Source organism: Tsukamurella sp. 1534 (assembly GCF_000312385.1).
Classification (GTDB): Bacteria; Actinomycetota; Actinomycetes; order Mycobacteriales; family Mycobacteriaceae; genus Tsukamurella.
The window spans coordinates 570,742-587,831 of record NZ_HE997627.1; the positions used below are offsets into that span (position 1 = coordinate 570,742).

A 17,090-nucleotide genomic window follows, 5' to 3' on the forward strand; every position below is an offset into this window, starting at 1 on the left:
CGGTGGTCACCAGACGCGGACGCGGTCCTTCGGGTCGAGCCACTCCCCGTCGCCCGGCCGCACACCGAAGGTGTCGGCGAACGCGTTCACGTTCTTGACCACCTGGTTCGCACGGAACTCGTTGGGCGCGTGCGGGTCGGTGGCCAGGGACTGGATCGCGGACGCCTGCCGGGCCTTGTTCCGCCAGATCCGTCCCCAGCTCAGGAACAGCGGCGTCAGGTCCGGTCCGGCCTGTGGGCCGGGGCGCGCGGATGACGACGCCCCGCCCGCCGCCGACGCCGGTGCCGATCCGCTCGCCGCCGATCCGCTCGCCGGTGTTGCGCCCTCGGTGCCGGCGTCCCGGTTGCTCACGGCGATCCGGTAGGCGGCGACGGCGATCGACAGGCCGCCCAGATCGGCGAGGTTCTCCCCCACGGTCAGCCCGCCGTTGACCTTGTTCTCGGGCGGCAGCCCCGACGGCACCAGCGCGTCGTACTGCGCGATCAGCGCCTTGGTGCGCTTGTCGAACTCGGCCCGGTCCGCGGGCTCCCACCAGTCCTCGAGGTTGCCGTCCCCGTCGTACTTCGATCCCTGATCGTCGAAGGCGTGGCCGATCTCGTGCCCGATGACGGCGCCGATGCCGCCGTAGTTGACGGCCGCCTGCGCGTCGGGCGAGAAGAAGGGCGCCTGCAGGATGGCGGCGGGGAACACGATCTCGTTCATCCCGGGGTTGTAGTAGGCGTTCACCGTCTGCGGGGTCATCACCCACTCGTCCTTGTCGACGGGCTTGCCCAGTTTGGCCAGCTGGTAATCGTTCTCGAACTCCGCCGACGCCCGCACGTTGGCGACGATGGACTTCGAGTCGGTCTCCAGATCGCCGTAATCGCGCCACTTCTCGGGGTAGCCGATCTTGGTGCGGATCTTCTCCAGCTTCACCGTCGCGGCCCGCCGGGTGGTGGGCGTCATCCAGTCGAGGTCGGTGAAGCTCGCGCGATAGGCGCTCTTGAGGTTGTTCACCAGTTGCTCGGCCTGCTGCTTGGCCTCGGGCGGGAAGTGCCGGTCCACGTACAGTTTGCCGAGGGCGTCACCCAGCGCCGTCTCCACCACGCCCACAGCACGCTTCCACCGCTCCGACTGCCTCTCCACCCCGCGCAGCGAGGTCGAGTAGAACGCGAAGTCGGCCTCCGCGAAGGGCTTCGAGAGGTACGCGGCGTACGCCCGCACCACCTGGACGCGGGCGTGGTCCTTGAGGGTCGCGAGATCGGTGTCCGCCCACAGCTTCGCGGCGGCGGTGAGGTAGCTCGGCTGCGCCACCACGACGTTCTTCGCGTCCTCGGCCCTGATCCCGGTGGCGCGGGCCCACCGGTCCCAGTCGTAGCCCGGGGCCAGTTCGGGCAGCTTCGCCCACGGGAACGGGTTGTAGGTGGCGGTGGCGTCCCTGGACCGCACCCGGTCCCAATGATTCTTGGCCACAGCGGTTTCGAACGCCAGTACGCGGGCGGCGATGCCCGGCGGGTCGGTGAGGCCGGCGAGCGAGGCCGTCTTCTCCAGGTACGCGCGGTACTCGTCCCTCGCCCGCGCGTACTTGGGGTCTCGGTAATAGGCCTCGTCCGGCAGGCCGATCCCCGACTGCAGGAGGTTCAGCGCGTACTTCCCGGAGTCCTTCGGGTCGGTGTCCACGTAGAGCCCCACCAGACCCGTGACGCCCTGCCGCTGCTGCGCGCCGGTCACGTCGAGCAGAGCGTCCTTGTCCGCCGCCTTGTCGATCGCGTCGAGGTCCGGCTGGATCGGCTTCGCACCGTCGCCGTCGATCCGGGCCGTGTCCATGAACGAGTCGTAGACGTCCCGGATCTTCGCCTCGTCGCCGCGCGGACGCGGATCCTTGATCCCCTCGATGAGCTCCTTGATCTGCTCCTGCGCGCGATCGGAGAGCTCGGTGAAGGTGGTGTAGGACGCCTTGTCCGCGGGGATCGTGAATCCCTCGGCCCAGCCGCCATTGACGTGCCCGAAGAGGTCGTCCTGCACGCGGATCCCGCGCGCCTCACCCGACAGGTCGGGCCCCGTGAGCGGCCGGTTCGGGCGGGCGGAGGTCGACGGTCCGCCGGTCGGCGCCGGGACCCCACAGGCCGCGAGCACACCCGCGCCGGCCAGCACGCCGAACCCGGCGAGGAACCGTCGGCGGTCGAGGCCGGCGGCCGGGCGGCCGAACGGGCCCCGATCGGGACGAGGAGGGTGGACGGGGCCGGGGGCGGCCGGGTGGTCGTCGTTCCGCATACCCGAATCTAACCCGAGGTTGCGGTGAAAACGTGACAACCGCTAACTACCGGGGTCCGTGTTGGTGGTCTCGCGCGAGGTGACGGCGATGGCGATCACGACGAGCGCTATGCCCACCGCCTCCAGCAAGCCCGGTCGCTGGCCCAGCATGACGGCTCCCACGGCGGTCGCGGTGACCGGCAGGAGGGCCAGCAGCAGCGCGAACCGCGCGCGGCCGATGCGGGCGAGCACCACCTGGTCGAGCACGTACGGCACGACGGAACTGAGCAGGCCCAAGCCGAGGCCCAACACCCAGACCTCCCAGTGCCCGAACGCCTCCGGCCGCACGGCCACGCCGAACCCCAGCGCGGGGACGGCCAGGATCGCCGCACCCGCCGCGAGCCCCACCCCGAGTCCCTCGATGCCGCCGCCCGCGTCCGCGACCCGCTTGCCCAGGACGATGTAACCGGCCCACATCGCCGCCGCGACCAGGGCGCACGCGACGCCGAGCGCACCGTCGGCCCCGGCGACGCCCCCGACGTTGACCCCGGCCACGCACACCACCCCGATCAGGGCCGCGGCCGCGGCCGCGAGGTCGAGCGCGCAGCGCGAACCGGCGACCGCCACGGCGATCGGGCCGAGGAACTCGATCGCCACCGCGGTGCCGAGGTCGATGTGCGCGATCGCCTGGTAGAAGGCGATGTTCATGAGCAGCGTCACGGTGCCGAACAGCGCGGCGGTGCGCAGGCGCGCCGCCGACCAGTCCGCCCGGCGGGGCCGCAGCGCGATCAGCAGGATCAGCCCCGCCCCCGCGCCGCGCAGCCACGCGACGGCCGTCGGCGACAGTTGTTCGAACAGGCCCACGCCCAGTGAGGCGCCCACGTACTGGCTGATCGCGCCGACCACGAACATGGCGGGAATCAGAAGGGGCGGCACGTGTTCACCCTACGAGAACACCGGCCCCGTCTCCCCGATCGGCGGGAATCATTCGGTATCGTCGAACGTATACATAGATGTATTGATCGGTTCGCAGGAACGGAGGAGTCATGACAGACAACGCCACCACAACGGGTACCGCGTTCGCTCCGCTCACCGCGTCCGACCGTTGCGATCGTTGCTCGGCGGCCGCCCAGGTGCGTGCAGTTCTCCCGTCCGGATTCGAGCTGCTCTTCTGCGGCCACCACTTCTCCGAGTACCGCGACAAGCTCGACGCGCAGGGCGCGGTGGTCTCGGGCGAGGCCCCGGTCGCCGTCTAGCGGAACACCGTTCGCGGGCACGCCCCCCGTCGGGGCGTGTCCCGGCGGGCTCTCGAACGCCCTCACGCCGGATGCCGCCGTCCCGCGGCGACGTGGGTGAGGTCGACTACTTCCAGGTGCGCAGCGCGGCGATCCGCTCGCGGAGCTGATCCGCCGTCGCCATCGCCGTCACCGGGCCGCCCAGCCTGCTCCGCAACTCGTTGTGCACCACGCCGTGCGGCTTACCGGTGCGGTGATGGTGCATCGCGACCAGTGAGTTGAGCTCGCGGCGCAGCTCCGAGAGCTGCGCGCCCGCATTCGCCCGCTCGGACACCTCGGGCGGCGGCGCGGGCCGCTCCTCGGTGCGCACCTGGACCTGCTCCTTCTGCCGCTGCTTGAGCAGCGCACGCATCTGCTCCGCATCGAGGAGCCCCGGCAGGCCCAGGTAGTCCGCCTCCTCGTCGCTGCCGGAGAACGTCGCGGTGCCGTAGGAGGACCCGTCGTAGATCAACTGGTCCAGCTCGGCGTCGGCGTGCAGCGAGACGAACGCCTTCTCCTCCTCGCCGGGCTCGTCCTTCTGCTTGTTGGCGTCGGCCAGAAGCGCGTCCTCGAGCCCGTCGGACTCGCGGTGCGGCTTGCCCAGCACGTGATCGCGCTGCTCCTCCAGCTTCGAGGCGAGGTCCAGCAGCACCGGGACCGAGGGCAGGAACACGCTGGCCGTCTCCCCCTGCGTGCGCATACGCACGAAGCGGCCGATGGCCTGCGCGAAGAACAGCGGCGTCGAGGCGCTGGTCGCGTACACGCCCACCGCCAACCGCGGCACGTCGACGCCCTCGGACACCATGCGCACGGCGACCATCCACTTGTCCCGGCTCTCGGCGAACTGCGAGATCCGCTTCGAGGCGGTCGGGTCGTCCGAGAGCACCACGGTGACCGGCTCGCCGCTGATCTCCTCGAGCAGCTCCGCGTAGTCGCGGGCGGTGCTCTGGTCCGAGGCGATCACCAGGCCGCCGGCGTCGGGCATCGTGCGGCGCAGCTGATCGAGCCGGGTGTTCGCCGCGTGCATGACCGCGGGGATCCAGTCGCCGTGCGGGTCCAGGGCCGTGCGCCACGCCCGGGCCGTCTGCTCCTTGCTCAGCGGCTCGCCCAGCCGCGCGGTGAACTCCTCGCCCGCGCTGGTGCGCCAGCTCGCCTGCCCCGAGTAGGCGAGGAACATCACAGGCCGGACCACGCCGTCGGCGAGCGCGTCGGAGTAGCCGTACACGTGGTCGGCCTTGGAGCGCTGACCGCCGCCGAACTCCGGCTCGTAGGTGACGAACGGGATCGGGTTGTCGTCGCTGCGGAACGGCGTACCCGTGAGCGCGAGCCGGCGGGTGGCCGGTTCGAACGCCTCCCGGACGCCCTCACCCCAGCTCTTCGCGTCGCCCGCGTGGTGGATCTCGTCGAGGATCACGAGCGTCTTGTAGGCCGACGTCCGCGTGTGGTGCTTATACGGGTGCATGCCGACCTGCGCGTACGTGATCACGACCCCGTCGAAGTCCGACGAGGTGCTGCCGCCCGAGTTGGTGAAGTTGGGGTCGAGGTTGATGCCGATACGGGTGGCGGCCTCGGCCCACTGGTACTTCAGGTGCTCGGTCGGCGCGACCACCGTGACCCGCTCGACGGTGCGATCGGCCAACAGTTCGGCCGCCACGCGCAGCGCGAAGGTGGTCTTACCGGCGCCGGGCGTGGCCACGGCGAGGAAGTCCTTCGGCTTCGCGGTCAGGTACTTCGTGAGCGCGCGGCGCTGCCAGACACGAAGTGAAGCCGCCATATGAGAAAAGCACCCCTTGAAAGCTCTCCGGCCCATGCCGGAGGAACACGATCGAAAACCCGGAGGGAGTCTACCGGCAACACGCGGCGATCCCGGTTCCGGCGCGATCGGCCCTGGTGGGGAAGACTGGACCCCGATGGACGACGTGGATCCCGCGCCGCACGGGCGGCACGAGGGCTCCGGGAGCACCCCGGAGCCCGAACGGCCGGGTCCGCACACCCGGGACCTGGACCGTCGCCCTCGGGCCACCCTGGGTACGCGGATGTGGATCGTGGTCCGCGATATGCCGCAGGTGCTGTGGCGCACCGTCGTGAAGTCCTGGGACGACTCGATCGTCGGCCACAGCGCGCAGGCGGCGTTCTGGCAGACCCTGTCGCTGCCGCCGCTGCTGCTGGGTCTCCTGGGCCTCACCGGTTACGTCGCGGGCTGGTTCGGGCCGGACACGATCGGCGTGATCCACGACAAGATCCTGGCGTTCGGCAGCACCATCTTCACCGAGAACGTGGTCGACGAGATCCTGAAGCCGACCGTCGAGGGCGTGCTCAACCAGGGCCGCGGCGACATCGTCTCGGTGGGTTTCATCATCGCGCTGTGGGCCGGCTCCTCCGCCCTGGCGTCGTTCGTGGACTCCATCTCCATGGCCCACGACCAGCACACCGTGCGCAATCCCGTGTATCAGCGGCTGTTCGCGCTGGCCCTGTACGTCGAGTACCTGATACTCGCGGTCTTCACGCTGCCGCTGGTGGCCCTGGGGCCCACCCTCATCGTCAAGTACCTCCCCGCGTCGTGGCATCCGGCTGTGGGCCGGCTGATCGACGTGGGCTACCTGCCCTTCGTGGTGCTCATCCTGGTGGGCGGCCTGGCCCTGCTGTACCGGCAGGCGCTGCCCCGGCCGCTCCCCTGGTACCGGTTCGTGCCGGGCGCCGCGCTCGCGGCCCTCATCTTCCTCATCGCGTCGACGGGGCTGCGGGTCTACCTGTCGTGGATCTCGACGGGACGCGGCGTCCCCTACGGCGCGCTCGCCACCCCGATCGCCTTCCTGCTGTTCACGTTCTTCCTCGGCTTCGCCATCATGGTGGGCGCCGAGTTCAACGCCGCCCTGCAGGACCGCTGGCCCGCCCGCGAGGTCCGCACGGATCAGCTCCGCGGCTGGGTGGTGGGGCAGATGAAGGACGCGGGCATCGACAATCCCGGCAAGGCCGCCGCCGAGGGCCTGCGCCGCGCGACCGGCCCCATCCGGAGGCCGCGGCGCGCCCGGCCCGATGACGACGACCCGCCGACCCTTCCGACGGCCGCGCGGCCCGCCGCGCCCGCAGGTCCCCCGGTCGGCACGGCGGCGGATCCGCGGCCGGCACCGCCCCGCAGGCCGCCGCTGCCGCGCGAGGTGGAGCCGCGCTGAGCCGCGCGGCTACTTCTTCATGCGGTCGTAGATCTTCTTGCAGTCCGGGCACACCGGCGAGCCGGGCTTCGCGGACTTGGTGACCGGGAACGTCTCACCGCAGAGCGCGACGACGTAGTTGCCCATCACAGCGGACTCCGCGATCTTGTTCTTACGCACGTAGTGGAAGAACTTGGGACTGTCGTCGTCGTCACCCGTATCGGCGTCGGCGTCGACATCGGGCTTCTCCAGAGTCTTCGTGCTCATGGCTTTCATTCTGCCAGGTGCAGTGGGACGATCGAAGTGTGGGAAATCAGGAGGACGGCACGTACGTCATCACCGACGTCGAGGAGTCGTACGAGGAGCAGTACCGGCGCCGCGTCCGCCGCTACCTGATGATCATGGCCATCCGCATTCCCGCCCTCGTGATCTCCGCCTGGCTCTACTCCGCCACCGGCAACTGGGTGATCGCCCTCGCCGTGCTGGGCGGCTCCATCCCGATCCCGTGGATCGCGGTCATCCGCGCCAACGACCGGCCCCGCCGCCGGCGCGGCGAACCGGGCCGGTTCACCGCCCGCAAGATGGACCGGCTCGCCCTCACCGGCCACCCGATCACCACGGTCGCCGGGCGCGGCGACTAGCCGAGTCCGGAATCCATGCAGCTCTCGCCCGCCCTGGTACCGCTGTGCCGTCGCCTGGGCCCGGTACTCGCGGCGGCCCGCTTCTCCGAGGCGGCCGTCGCCGATCTTCTCGGTGACGAGGTGTACGCGTGCCTGGGCCGCGGCGAACCCGGGCCGGTGCTCGCGGCGACGCCCGGAGATTCGCCGCTCGAGGTGCTGATCCGGCTGTTCCTCGCGGCGGCGCCCGTGCCCCGGGACCGGGCCGCCGCCGCGCTCGCGCCGGTCACCGTCGACGAGGCGCTCGGGTCCGGGCTGCTCGAACCGGACCCCGGCACGGCCGGGTGGGTGCGGTCGGCGCTCGGGCTGCGGCCCCTGGACCTGCCCGACGGTGCCGTGCAGTGGTTCGTCTCCGACCTCGACGGGCTGATGCGGCCGCACCCCCAGCACCGCGAGCACGTGCTCGGCGTGGGCCACGCCTCCCAGTCGCTGCTGCGCGCCACGCCGCGCGGCCGGGTGGGCACGGTGCTCGACCTCGGCACCGGCTGCGGGGTGCACGCCTGCGCCGCTGCGCTGTTCGCCGACGAGGTGACCGCGACCGACGTGAGCGAGCGCGCGGCCGGGTTCGCTGCCGCGTCGGCGGCGCTCAACGACGTCGCCGTGGAGGTGCTGACCGGGGATTGGTTCGCCCCGGTCGCGGGCCGCTCCTTCGACCTGCTGCTCGCGAACCCGCCGTTCGTGGTCGGCGAGGGCCGCGTGGACCACACCTACCGCGATTCCGGCCTCGACCTCGACGGCGCCTCGGAGCTGGTGGTGCGCGGCGCACCGTCGCACCTGAACCCCGGCGGCACGGCCGCCCTCCTGGCCTCCTGGGTGCACCGGGACGGCGAGACCTGGCAGTCGCGGGTCGCCTCCTGGCTGCCGGGCGAGGGCGTCGCGGCGTGGGTGCTGCAGCGCGATGTCGCCGACCCCGCCCTGTACGTGGGCACCTGGCTGCGCGACGAGGGGATGGATCCGCGGGTCGGCGACGGCCGCGCCAAATCGGACCGCTGGCTCGCGCACCTCGCGGACAACGGGGTCACCGGCATCGGCTTCGGGTTCGTGTTCCTCCGGGCGATCGACGGGCCGTCGGAGGTGGTGTGCGAGGAGCTGAGCCATCCGTTCGAGGACCCGCTCGGCGACGAGGTGCCCGGGCACTTCGCGCGGATGGCGTGGCTGCGGGACGCCGACCTGGACGCGGCGCGGCCCCTGCTCGGCGACGACGTGGCGCTGGAGCGCGTGTCCGTCGCCGGCGACGAGGGGTGGGACGAGGTGGTGCTGCGGGTGACCCGGATGTCGGGGCCGCGGTGGACGCACGAGGTCGACGATGTGGCGGCGCGGCTGCTCGCCGGCTGCCGCGGGGCGCTGTCCACGGAGGATCTGGTCGCGCTGCTCGAGGCCGGCACCGGATCGGACGATCTCGCCGATCCCGCGCGCCGGTTGCTCGCCGACCTGCACCGTCACGGCTTCGTGACCTTCCTCTAAGCAACTTCTCAGACCTTCGCGCCGTTTGCGCAGGTCAGCCGCGTGGGGCTCGGGAACTCTGGGCGACCGTCGTCCGTTGTCCCTATGTACCGGCGAACAGGAGGTAGCCCCAACATGGCACACCGCGTCAACACCCCCGCCCGCGCGACCGAGCGCGTCCGGCCCGAGCTCACCGAGGCCGACCTCGATGCACAGAGCCCCGCAGCCGATCTGGTGCGGGTGTACCTGAACGGCATCGGCCGCACCGCTCTGCTCACCGCGGAGGACGAGGTGGAACTGGCCAAGCGGATCGAGGCCGGGCTCTACGCCCAGCACCTGCTGGCCACGAAGAAGCGGCTGTCCGCGTCGAAGAAGCGCGATCTCGCGTTCCTCGTGCGCGACGGCCAGGCCGCCCGCCAGCACCTGCTGGAGGCCAACCTGCGCCTGGTGGTCTCGCTGGCCAAGCGCTACACCGGCCGCGGCATGCCACTGCTGGATCTGATCCAGGAGGGCAACCTGGGCCTGATCCGCGCGATGGAGAAGTTCGACTACGCCAAGGGATTCAAGTTCTCGACGTACGCCACCTGGTGGATCCGTCAGGCGATCACCCGCGGCATGGCCGATCAGTCGCGCACCATCCGGCTGCCCGTCCACCTCGTGGAGCAGGTGAACAAGCTGGCCCGCATCCGGCGCGAGCTGCACCAGCAGCTGGGCCGTGAGGCCACCGACGCGGAGCTCGCCGCCGAGTCCGGGATCCCGGCGGAGAAGATCGCCGACCTCATGGACCATTCGCGGGACCCGGTGAGTCTCGACATGCCCGTCGGCTCCGACGAGGAGGCCCCCCTGGGCGACTTCATCGAGGACTCCGAGGCTGCCTCGGCGGAGTCCGCGGTGATCTCGAACCTCATGCACAGCGACGTGCGGTCGGTGCTCGGGACGCTCGACGAGCGGGAGCAGCAGGTGATCCGCCTGCGCTACGGCCTCGACGACGGCCAGCCGCGCACCCTCGATCAGATCGGCAAGATGTTCGGGCTCTCGCGCGAACGCGTCCGCCAGATCGAGCGCGAGGTCATGAGCAAACTCCGCAACGGGGAGCGGGCGGACCGACTGCGCGCCTACGCCAGCTAGGACTCCACGAACCAGAGGACCAGGGACCGCGCCGGCTGTTACAGCCGGCGCGGTTCCGCTTGTTGGGCCAGAACGTCGCTGGCGTGCCCGATCCGGATCTGGCTCGACAGCACGGCCGCCCCGGTCGTGGTGGCCAGGATGGGCTCGCAGTCGATCGCCTGGATCTCCGGCACCTCGTAGGCCAGCGTCGCCACCCGCGTCATCACGTCGATCAGGGCGTCGCGGTCCACGCCCGCCTGTCCGGCGAAGCCCGCCAGGATGGGAGCCGACTTCGGGGCGTCGAGCAGGTCGCCCGCGGACGCGTTCGTGAGCGGCAACAGCCGATAGGCGCGGTCCCCCAGCAGTTCCGGCACCACGCCGCTGAGCCCGAAGGACAGCAGCGGGCCGATCCTCCGGTCGTTCTCGTAGCCGACGGCGCAGCCGATCCCCTTCTCCGCCATCGCCTGCACGTGCAGCACGCTCTCCCCCGTCTGCGCCAGCAGTTCGGTGAACGCGGACGCCACCGCGGACGGGCCGGTGAGGTCCAGTCGCACCGCGGTGAGGTCGGCGCGCACCCGCCATCGGTCCCCCATCGCCTTGACCGCCACCGGGAACCCGAGGCGCTCGGCCGCCGCCACGGCCTCCTCCGGGGTGGAGACCTCCTCGAACGGCACCACCTGCACGCCGTACAGCTTCAGCAACTGCGCGCTGCGTGCGAAGTCCAGCGTCACGCGACTCCCGCCGGAATCGATGGACGGCAGCCACTCCCGCACCAGGGTGCGGGCGGCCTCCGTATCGGTCCCACCCGGACGTACCACGTCCGACACGGGCCGGGCCCGCCACTGCGCGTACCGCCACCCGTGTGCGAGAACGCGGGCGGCGCGCTCGGGCTCCGGATACGAGGGCACGGAACCGCGCACCCGCACCCCGGCGTCGTCGGTGGCGGCGAGCAGCTCGGTGACGCCGTCGAAGGCGAGGAACGTGGACACGATGGGCTTGATCTGCTTGCGGGAGGCCTCCAGCAGCACCGCGGCGTGCGCCTCCGGCGGCGCCTCCACGGGCGGGACGAAGACCGCGATGACGGCGTCCACCCGGTCGTCGGCGAGCGCGGCGTCGATCGCGGCGCCGAACTCCTCCGGGGTCGCGGCGGCGCCGAGATCCACCGGCTCGGCCACGTCGAGGCCCTCCCGCACGCCGGTGTGGGTCGCGAGGATCCCCAGCGCCGTGGAATTGCCGATCACGGCCACCCGCCGGCCCTTGGGCAACGGCTGGTAGCTGAAGAAGGTGGCGCAGTCGAACAGCTCCGGGATCGACTCCACCTGCACCACACCGGAGTTCTCGAACAGCGCCTCGGATCCGCGGCGCCGGCGGTCCACGTCGACACCGCCGCGATGCACCGCGACGATCGGCTTCTGCCGCGCCAGCCTGCGCGCGATGCGCCCGAACTTGCGGGGGTTGCCGAAGCTCTCCAGGTACAGCAGCACGACCTCGGTGGCGGGGTCGGTGTCCCAGTACTGGAGCACGTCGTTGCCGGACATGTCGGCGCGGTTGCCGGCGGAGACGAAGGTCGACAGGCCCACGCCGCGCTTGGCCGCGGTGTCGAGGATCGCGATACCGAGGGCGCCGGACTGGCAGAAGAAGCCGACGTTGCCGCGCCCGGGGACGACGGGGGCCAGGGTCGCGTTGAGCCGCACCTCCTCGTCGGTGTTGACCACGCCCAGGGCGTTCGGCCCGATGAGCCGCATGCCGTGGGAGCGGACCGCGGTGAGCAGGCGGTTCTCGGTCTCGGTTCCCCGGCCGCCGGCGTCGGAGAACCCCGACGATACGACGAGCAGCGTGCGCACGTCCTTCGCGAGGCAGTCGTCGAGCACGGTGTCCATGTTGTCGGCGGGCACGGCCACCACGGCGAGGTCCACCTGATCGGGGATGTCGCGCACCGATTCGTAGGCGCGCACGCCGACCACGGACCGGCGCTCGGGGTGCACGGGGAACACGGGGCCCGCGAACCCGCCGGCGATCAGGTTGCGCAGCACGGCGTGCCCCACCTTGCCGGGCGTGGCCGACGCGCCGATCACGGCGATCGACGTGGGCTGCAACGCGTTCCGCACGCTGCGCGCCTCGGAGGCGAGCTCGCGCGCGTTGCGCACCGCGACCAGGGCCTCGGTGGGGTCGATGTCGAATTCGACGTGCACGACGCTGCCGTCGAAGTTGCGCTTGAGCTCGTAGCCCGCGGCCTTGAAGACGTTCACCATGTAGCGGTTCTCGGCCAGCACCTCGGCCTCGAACTTGTGGAAGCCGCACTCCGCGGCGGCGCCCGCGAGGTGTTCGAGCAGGATCGGCCCGAGGCCGCGGCCCTGGTGCTCGTCGGCGACCACGAACGCCACCTCGGCGGCCGTCGGCTTCCCGGCGTCGGCGAGTCCCTCGTAGAGGCCCACCGCGATGATCCTGCCGCCCAGCACCGCGAGCAGGCACACGCGCTGGTCGTGGTCGACGGTGGTCATCCTCGCCACGTCCCGCGGTGGCATCACCGGGTAGGGGCCGAAGTAGCGGAGATAGCGGGTGCGCTCGGACAGGCCTGCGTGGAACTGGACCATGGCGTCGGCGTCGTCGGGCACCACGGGCCGGATGTGCACGACGCCGCCGTCGCTGGCGAGCACGTCGGCCACCCAGTGCGCGGGGAACTCGTAGGGCCCCGAGCGCGTCCCGGTGGCCAGCGGCGCCGGGAACGGGTCGGTGCTGGGGCCGGAGGGGAACAGCGGCGTCTCGTCAGTCACGGGGGTCCTCCGGATCGAGGCCTGGAGCGGAAAAGGCGGAAGGGAGCACGTCAGTCACGGGGATCCTCCGGATCGAGTCCGTGAAGGGGGAATACAGCGGATCGGGCGCGGGCGATGAAGCGGTCCGCAGCGGCGTCGGCGGGCGGGGACGTCGCGTCGTGCGACGCGGGTTCCCACGGCGTGAACGCCACGTCGCCGCCCTCGCCCATGGTCTCCGGGACCGGGCCGGGGACGCCGCCGAGCCGGTCCGCGGGCAACTCGGCGACCAGGTCCTTCCAGGAATCGGGGATCGGCGTCGCCGGATCGACGTCGGTGCCGATCACCGCCGCCAGCAGGTGCGTCCACGCGCGGGGCACGACCGACACCAGTTGGTACCCGCCGCCGCCGACGGCGAGCCAGCGGCCGTCGCACAGTTCGTCCGCGAGGTCCCGCATGGCGAGGATCGCCGCGCGCTGTCCGTCGACGGTGAGCGAGAGATCGGTCAGCGGGTCGCTGGCGTGCGAATCGCAGCCGCACTGGCTCACGATCAGCTGCGGGCGGAACTCGCGCAGCACCGACGGGACCACAGCGTGGAACGCGCGCAGCCACAGCCCGTCGGGGCAGAACGCCGGGACGGGCACGTTGATCGCGGTGCCGCGCGCCTCGGGGCCGCCGAGCTCCGTGGGGTAGCCGGTGTTGGGCCACAGGTGCTGCGGGTCCTCGTGCAGCGACACCGTCATCACCCGCGGGTCGTTCCAGAACGCCGCCTGCACGCCGTCGCCGTGGTGGGCGTCGATGTCGACGTACGCGATGCGGTCGAATCCGTTGTCCAGCAACCAGGAGATCGCGATCGCGGCGTCGTTGTAGATGCAGAAGCCGGAGGCGTGACTGCGCATCGCGTGGTGCATGCCGCCCGCGATGTTGACGGCCCGCGTCGTGGTGCCCGACGCGATGGCGCGAGCACCGGAGAGTGTGGAACCGACGATGCTCGCGGCCGCCTCGTGCATGTGCAGGAACACCGGGTTGTCATCGTTGCCCAGGCCGTATCCGGTGAGGTCGATGCGGGCGCGGCCGGAACCGGCGACCCGCACGGCGGCCTGATAGTCGTCGGTGTGGGCGCGAGCCAGTTCGAGCGGGTCGAGCCGGCCGGGCACGGTGAGCTCGACACCGTCGAGCACGCCGACGGAACGGGCGAGCTCCAGGGTGAGCTTGAGCCGGACGGGGTCCATCGGATGGTGCTGCGAGAAACGGTAATCGAGCACCGACGGGTCCCAGACCACCTGGGAGTCGGGGAACCTTGGCATGCGCCCAACCCTATCCGCGCGGGCCCACCGGGCCCGGCGAATCGCCCGGGATGCGACCGGAGCCACCGTCCGCGGGTCGGCTGGGGGAATATTGCGAGGGTGCGACGCGTCCAACTTAGGTAACCTTAAGTCACGGGGAGAATGCCGCGCCTCCGTTAAGCTGGTCGCGACGTAAAGGAGCTGGATTTCGTGAACGATCTGGTGGACACCACCGAGATGTACCTGCGCACCATCTACGAGCTCGAAGAGGAGGGTGTCGTCCCTCTCCGGGCCCGGATCGCGGAGCGTCTCGAGCAGAGTGGCCCCACGGTGTCGCAGACCGTGCAGCGCATGGAACGCGACGGTCTGGTGCGGGTGGCGGGCGACCGCCACCTCGAGCTGAGCGAGAAGGGGCGGCAGCTGGCCATCGCGGTCATGCGCAAGCACCGGCTCGCCGAGCGGCTGCTGGTGGACGTGATCGGCCTGCAGTGGGAGAGCGTGCACGCCGAGGCGTGCCGCTGGGAGCACGTGATGAGCGAGGACGTCGAGCGCCGGCTGCTGGAGGTCCTCGGCAACCCCACCACGTCGCCCTACGGGAACCCGATCCCCGGTCTCGGGGAACTCGGCGTGCGCGTGAACGGCGAACCGGCGCGCCCGGCGCGCCTGACCGACCTACCCCAGGGCGGCCCGACCGCCGTGGTGATCAAGCGCCTGGCCGAGCACGTGCAGGCCGATACGGACCTGATCGGCCGGTTCCGCGAGGCCGGCGTGGTGCCGGACGCGCGCGTCGCGGTCACGGTGCAGCGCGGGGCGGTCGTCATCTCGGTGGCCGGGCACGAGGACTTCGAGCTGCCCGACGAGATGGCGCACGCCGTGTTCGTCGAAGCGGTGTAGTCGCGATGCAGCTGTTGGTGACCGGCGGTGCCGGATACGTGGGCAGTGTGTGCACCCAGGTCCTGCTGGAACGGGGCCACGAGGTGACCGTCCTGGACGACCTGAGCACGGGCAACCGCGAGGCGGTGCCCGCGGGCGCGCGGTTCGTGGAGGGCGACGTGGCCACCGCCGCGCGCCAGATCCTCACCGACGGGGAGTTCGACGGCGTACTGCACTTCGCCGCGAAATCGCTCGTCGGCGAGTCGGTGCAGCACCCGCACAATTACTGGCAGGGCAACGTGGTGACCACGCTGTCGCTCCTCGACGCGATGCTCGCGGCGGGCGTGCCGCGGCTGGTGTTCTCCTCGACCGCAGCCACCTACGGCGAGCCGGAGGCGGTACCGATCACCGAGGACGCCCGCACGGCGCCCACCAACACCTACGGCGCCACCAAGCTGGCGATCGACGCGGCGATCACCTCCTACGCCACCGCCTACGGGCTGGCCGCGGTCTCGCTGCGGTACTTCAACGTGGCGGGCAGCTACGGCGGGTTCGGCGAGAACCGCGAGGTGGAGACGCACCTCATCCCGCTGGTTCTGCAGACCGCGCTGGGCCAGCGGCCGGCGATCAAGGTGTTCGGTTCCGACTACCCCACCACCGACGGCACGGCGGTGCGTGACTACGTGCACGTCAAGGACCTGGCCGAGGCGCACGTGCTGGCACTGGGCCACGCCCGCGAGGGCACCCACGACGTCTTCAATCTCGGTTCGGGCGAAGGTTTCTCGGTGCGCCAGGTGATCGACACCTGCCGCGAGGTGACGGGCCGCGAGATCCCCGAGGAGCAGGCCGACCGCCGCGCCGGGGACCCGGCGACGCTGGTCGCGTCGTCGCGCCGCGCCGTCGACGAACTCGGGTGGAAACCGGAGCACACGGACCTGCGCGGCATCGTCGCCGACGCCTGGGACTACACCGTGGCCCTCGGCGACCGGGCGCACGCGGCCCGCAAGGCCTGACGACGCGCGGCAGCAGGGCCTGACGCCGCGCACGGCGGCAGGGCCCGGCGGCGCTCGGCGCCACGGGCGAGCGGCGCACCGTCGGGTCCGCAGTCACCCCGTCATCGGGAACCCTCCGTCCCGCCCCTCCTCGGGCGGGAGGACGATGCCGAGCCGGTACGCCACACCGAATCCCGCGCGGGAGGCCTCGGCCAGCTCGTCCGGCCTCATCCCCGCGTCGAAGGCGGAGGCCATGAGGATCGCGGCCCGGTAGGTCGGGTCGGCGAGAAGAGCGGCCTCCAGGGCGATGCCGGTGAGCGGCCCGTCTCCCGCCGCGTAGGCCACCGACGCGACGAGGGTCGCCGCCGCGGCCCGCGGGGCGCCCCGCAGCCTCCGGGCGAGCTCGCCGAACAGGTCCCGCGCCTCGGCCGCGACCACCGTGAGCCCCAGCGCCATCGCCGCGTCCCGGACCGCGGTGTGCAACACGGCGCCGCCGAGCAGCGCCACGTCGTCGTCGCTCAGGCTTCCCGGCCCGGCCGCACCCTCCGCCGTCACCGCGGCCACGACGGCGTCGAGCAGTTCGCCCGGATCGTCGTCGGCCTCGTGCGCCGCGACGTCCCGGCAACGCACCTCGCCCACTCCCGGCCCCTCCTCGGCGAGCAGCCCGATGAGCTCGTCCCTGGACCGCCGCACCGGCCGCCCGGCGAAGGCCGCGGCGAGCGTCGCGGGCGAATCCGCCGGATCCGCCATGCGGCCGCTCTCCCCGTGCCGGCAGACCCAGCGCTCCCCGCCCGCCAGAACCGGCACGAAGATCAGGTCCAGCAGTTCCAGGTCCTCCTCGTCTGCGTCCACGGCCCGCAGGTGCTCCTCCAGCGCGTGGACGAGGGCGGGCGTGGCCTTGGCCAGGCTGCGCTCCTCGACCACCACGCACAGCAGGCGGTCCACGCCCTGCTGCCGCAGGAGCCGCACGGCGGCACCGAGGTGGCGGCGGCAGTCCACCCGGAGCGTGCCGGCGCGGGTGAGGCCCAGATCGACGCGCGCCGTGGCGCCGATCCGCCTCGTCACCTCGTCGTGGGCCAGCAGCACCACCGACCGTGTCGGGTAGAAGCCGAGGAGCGCCGGCACCGCGGCGAGGACGTCGCCGACGGAGTCGAGTCGCAGGGGCGGGATCGCGTGTTGGTTCGTCATGGTGGAAGCGTCCTCGCGGCCCCCGACTGCGCACAGTCGCGCGGCCCCGGTCATCCACAGGATGCGTACGGAACGGACCACAGCGCGACGTTTCCTCCACAGGCCGCCGCCCGACC

Annotated in this window: 14 protein-coding genes; 7 read left to right on the forward strand and 7 right to left on the reverse strand. The window is 71.7% G+C overall.

What is annotated here, in order from left to right; translation table 11 throughout:
- Window positions 1-6: 6 nt before the first annotated feature.
- Both BN39_RS15145 and BN39_RS15150 read right to left on the reverse strand, forming a co-directional pair.
- Window positions 7-2,253 carry a M13 family metallopeptidase gene (locus tag BN39_RS15145; RefSeq protein WP_019203273.1) on the reverse strand — a complete coding sequence of 749 codons (2,247 nt, stop codon included), beginning with the start codon at window positions 2,251-2,253 and terminating at the stop codon, window positions 7-9.
- A 42-nt stretch (window positions 2,254-2,295) separates the two neighbouring features.
- Complete coding sequence (locus BN39_RS15150; RefSeq protein ID WP_040768056.1) at window positions 2,296-3,168, reverse strand: DMT family transporter; 873 nt, start codon at window positions 3,166-3,168, stop codon at window positions 2,296-2,298.
- 110 nt (window positions 3,169-3,278) lie between these two features.
- Between BN39_RS15150 and BN39_RS15155 the strand changes: the two genes are divergently transcribed.
- Window positions 3,279-3,488: a hypothetical protein gene (locus BN39_RS15155; RefSeq protein ID WP_019203275.1), complete on the forward strand. Its 210-nt coding sequence runs from the start codon at window positions 3,279-3,281 to the stop codon at window positions 3,486-3,488.
- A gap of 106 nt (window positions 3,489-3,594) precedes the next feature.
- On the opposite strand, the gene BN39_RS15160 is transcribed toward BN39_RS15155, so the two are convergent.
- Window positions 3,595-5,280 (reverse strand): DEAD/DEAH box helicase, encoded by a 1,686-nt coding sequence (locus BN39_RS15160; protein WP_019203276.1) that lies wholly within the window; start codon window positions 5,278-5,280, stop codon window positions 3,595-3,597.
- A 136-nt stretch (window positions 5,281-5,416) separates the two neighbouring features.
- Here BN39_RS15160 and BN39_RS15165 point away from each other — a divergent pair, with 136 nt between their 5' ends.
- Entirely contained in the window at window positions 5,417-6,679 is a 1,263-nt protein-coding gene (locus BN39_RS15165) for a YihY/virulence factor BrkB family protein (RefSeq protein ID WP_019203277.1), read from the forward strand.
- Window positions 6,680-6,688: 9 nt separating this feature from the next.
- Here BN39_RS15165 and BN39_RS15170 read toward each other — a convergent pair whose 3' ends face one another.
- Entirely contained in the window at window positions 6,689-6,925 is a 237-nt protein-coding gene (locus tag BN39_RS15170) for a DUF3039 domain-containing protein (protein ID WP_019203278.1), read from the reverse strand.
- A 38-nt stretch (window positions 6,926-6,963) separates the two neighbouring features.
- Here BN39_RS15170 and BN39_RS15175 point away from each other — a divergent pair, with 38 nt between their 5' ends.
- The 3 genes from BN39_RS15175 to BN39_RS15185 all read left to right on the forward strand — a co-directional run bounded on the left by BN39_RS15175 (window position 6,964) and on the right by BN39_RS15185 (window position 9,906).
- Entirely contained in the window at window positions 6,964-7,299 is a 336-nt protein-coding gene (locus tag BN39_RS15175; RefSeq protein WP_019203279.1) for a DUF3099 domain-containing protein, read from the forward strand.
- Between the two features lie 15 nt (window positions 7,300-7,314).
- Window positions 7,315-8,799, forward strand: a complete 1,485-nt coding sequence (locus BN39_RS15180; protein WP_019203280.1) for a methyltransferase — start codon at window positions 7,315-7,317, stop codon at window positions 8,797-8,799.
- 114 nt (window positions 8,800-8,913) lie between these two features.
- Window positions 8,914-9,906 carry a sigma-70 family RNA polymerase sigma factor gene (locus BN39_RS15185; RefSeq protein ID WP_019203281.1) on the forward strand — a complete coding sequence of 331 codons (993 nt, stop codon included), beginning with the start codon at window positions 8,914-8,916 and terminating at the stop codon, window positions 9,904-9,906.
- 38 nt (window positions 9,907-9,944) lie between these two features.
- Here the strand turns inward: BN39_RS15185 and BN39_RS15190 are convergent, their stop codons facing one another.
- Together BN39_RS15190 and BN39_RS15195 are read right to left on the reverse strand one after the other, a co-directional pair.
- Window positions 9,945-12,659, reverse strand: a complete 2,715-nt coding sequence (locus BN39_RS15190) for a GNAT family N-acetyltransferase (RefSeq protein ID WP_019203282.1) — start codon at window positions 12,657-12,659, stop codon at window positions 9,945-9,947.
- A gap of 50 nt (window positions 12,660-12,709) precedes the next feature.
- On the reverse strand, window positions 12,710-13,942 hold the full coding sequence (locus tag BN39_RS15195; RefSeq protein WP_040768059.1) for an acetoin utilization protein AcuC: 1,233 nt from the start codon (window positions 13,940-13,942) through the stop codon (window positions 12,710-12,712).
- Window positions 13,943-14,131: 189 nt separating this feature from the next.
- On the opposite strand from BN39_RS15195, the gene BN39_RS15200 reads away from it, so the two are divergent.
- Complete coding sequence (locus tag BN39_RS15200; RefSeq protein WP_019203284.1) at window positions 14,132-14,815, forward strand: metal-dependent transcriptional regulator; 684 nt, start codon at window positions 14,132-14,134, stop codon at window positions 14,813-14,815.
- A 5-nt stretch (window positions 14,816-14,820) separates the two neighbouring features.
- Complete coding sequence (galE, locus tag BN39_RS15205) at window positions 14,821-15,807, forward strand: UDP-glucose 4-epimerase GalE (RefSeq protein WP_019203285.1); 987 nt, start codon at window positions 14,821-14,823, stop codon at window positions 15,805-15,807.
- Window positions 15,808-15,900: 93 nt separating this feature from the next.
- On the opposite strand, the gene BN39_RS15210 is transcribed toward galE, so the two are convergent.
- Entirely contained in the window at window positions 15,901-16,974 is a 1,074-nt protein-coding gene (locus BN39_RS15210; protein WP_159103255.1) for a DUF4192 domain-containing protein, read from the reverse strand.
- Window positions 16,975-17,090 lie beyond the last annotated feature (116 nt).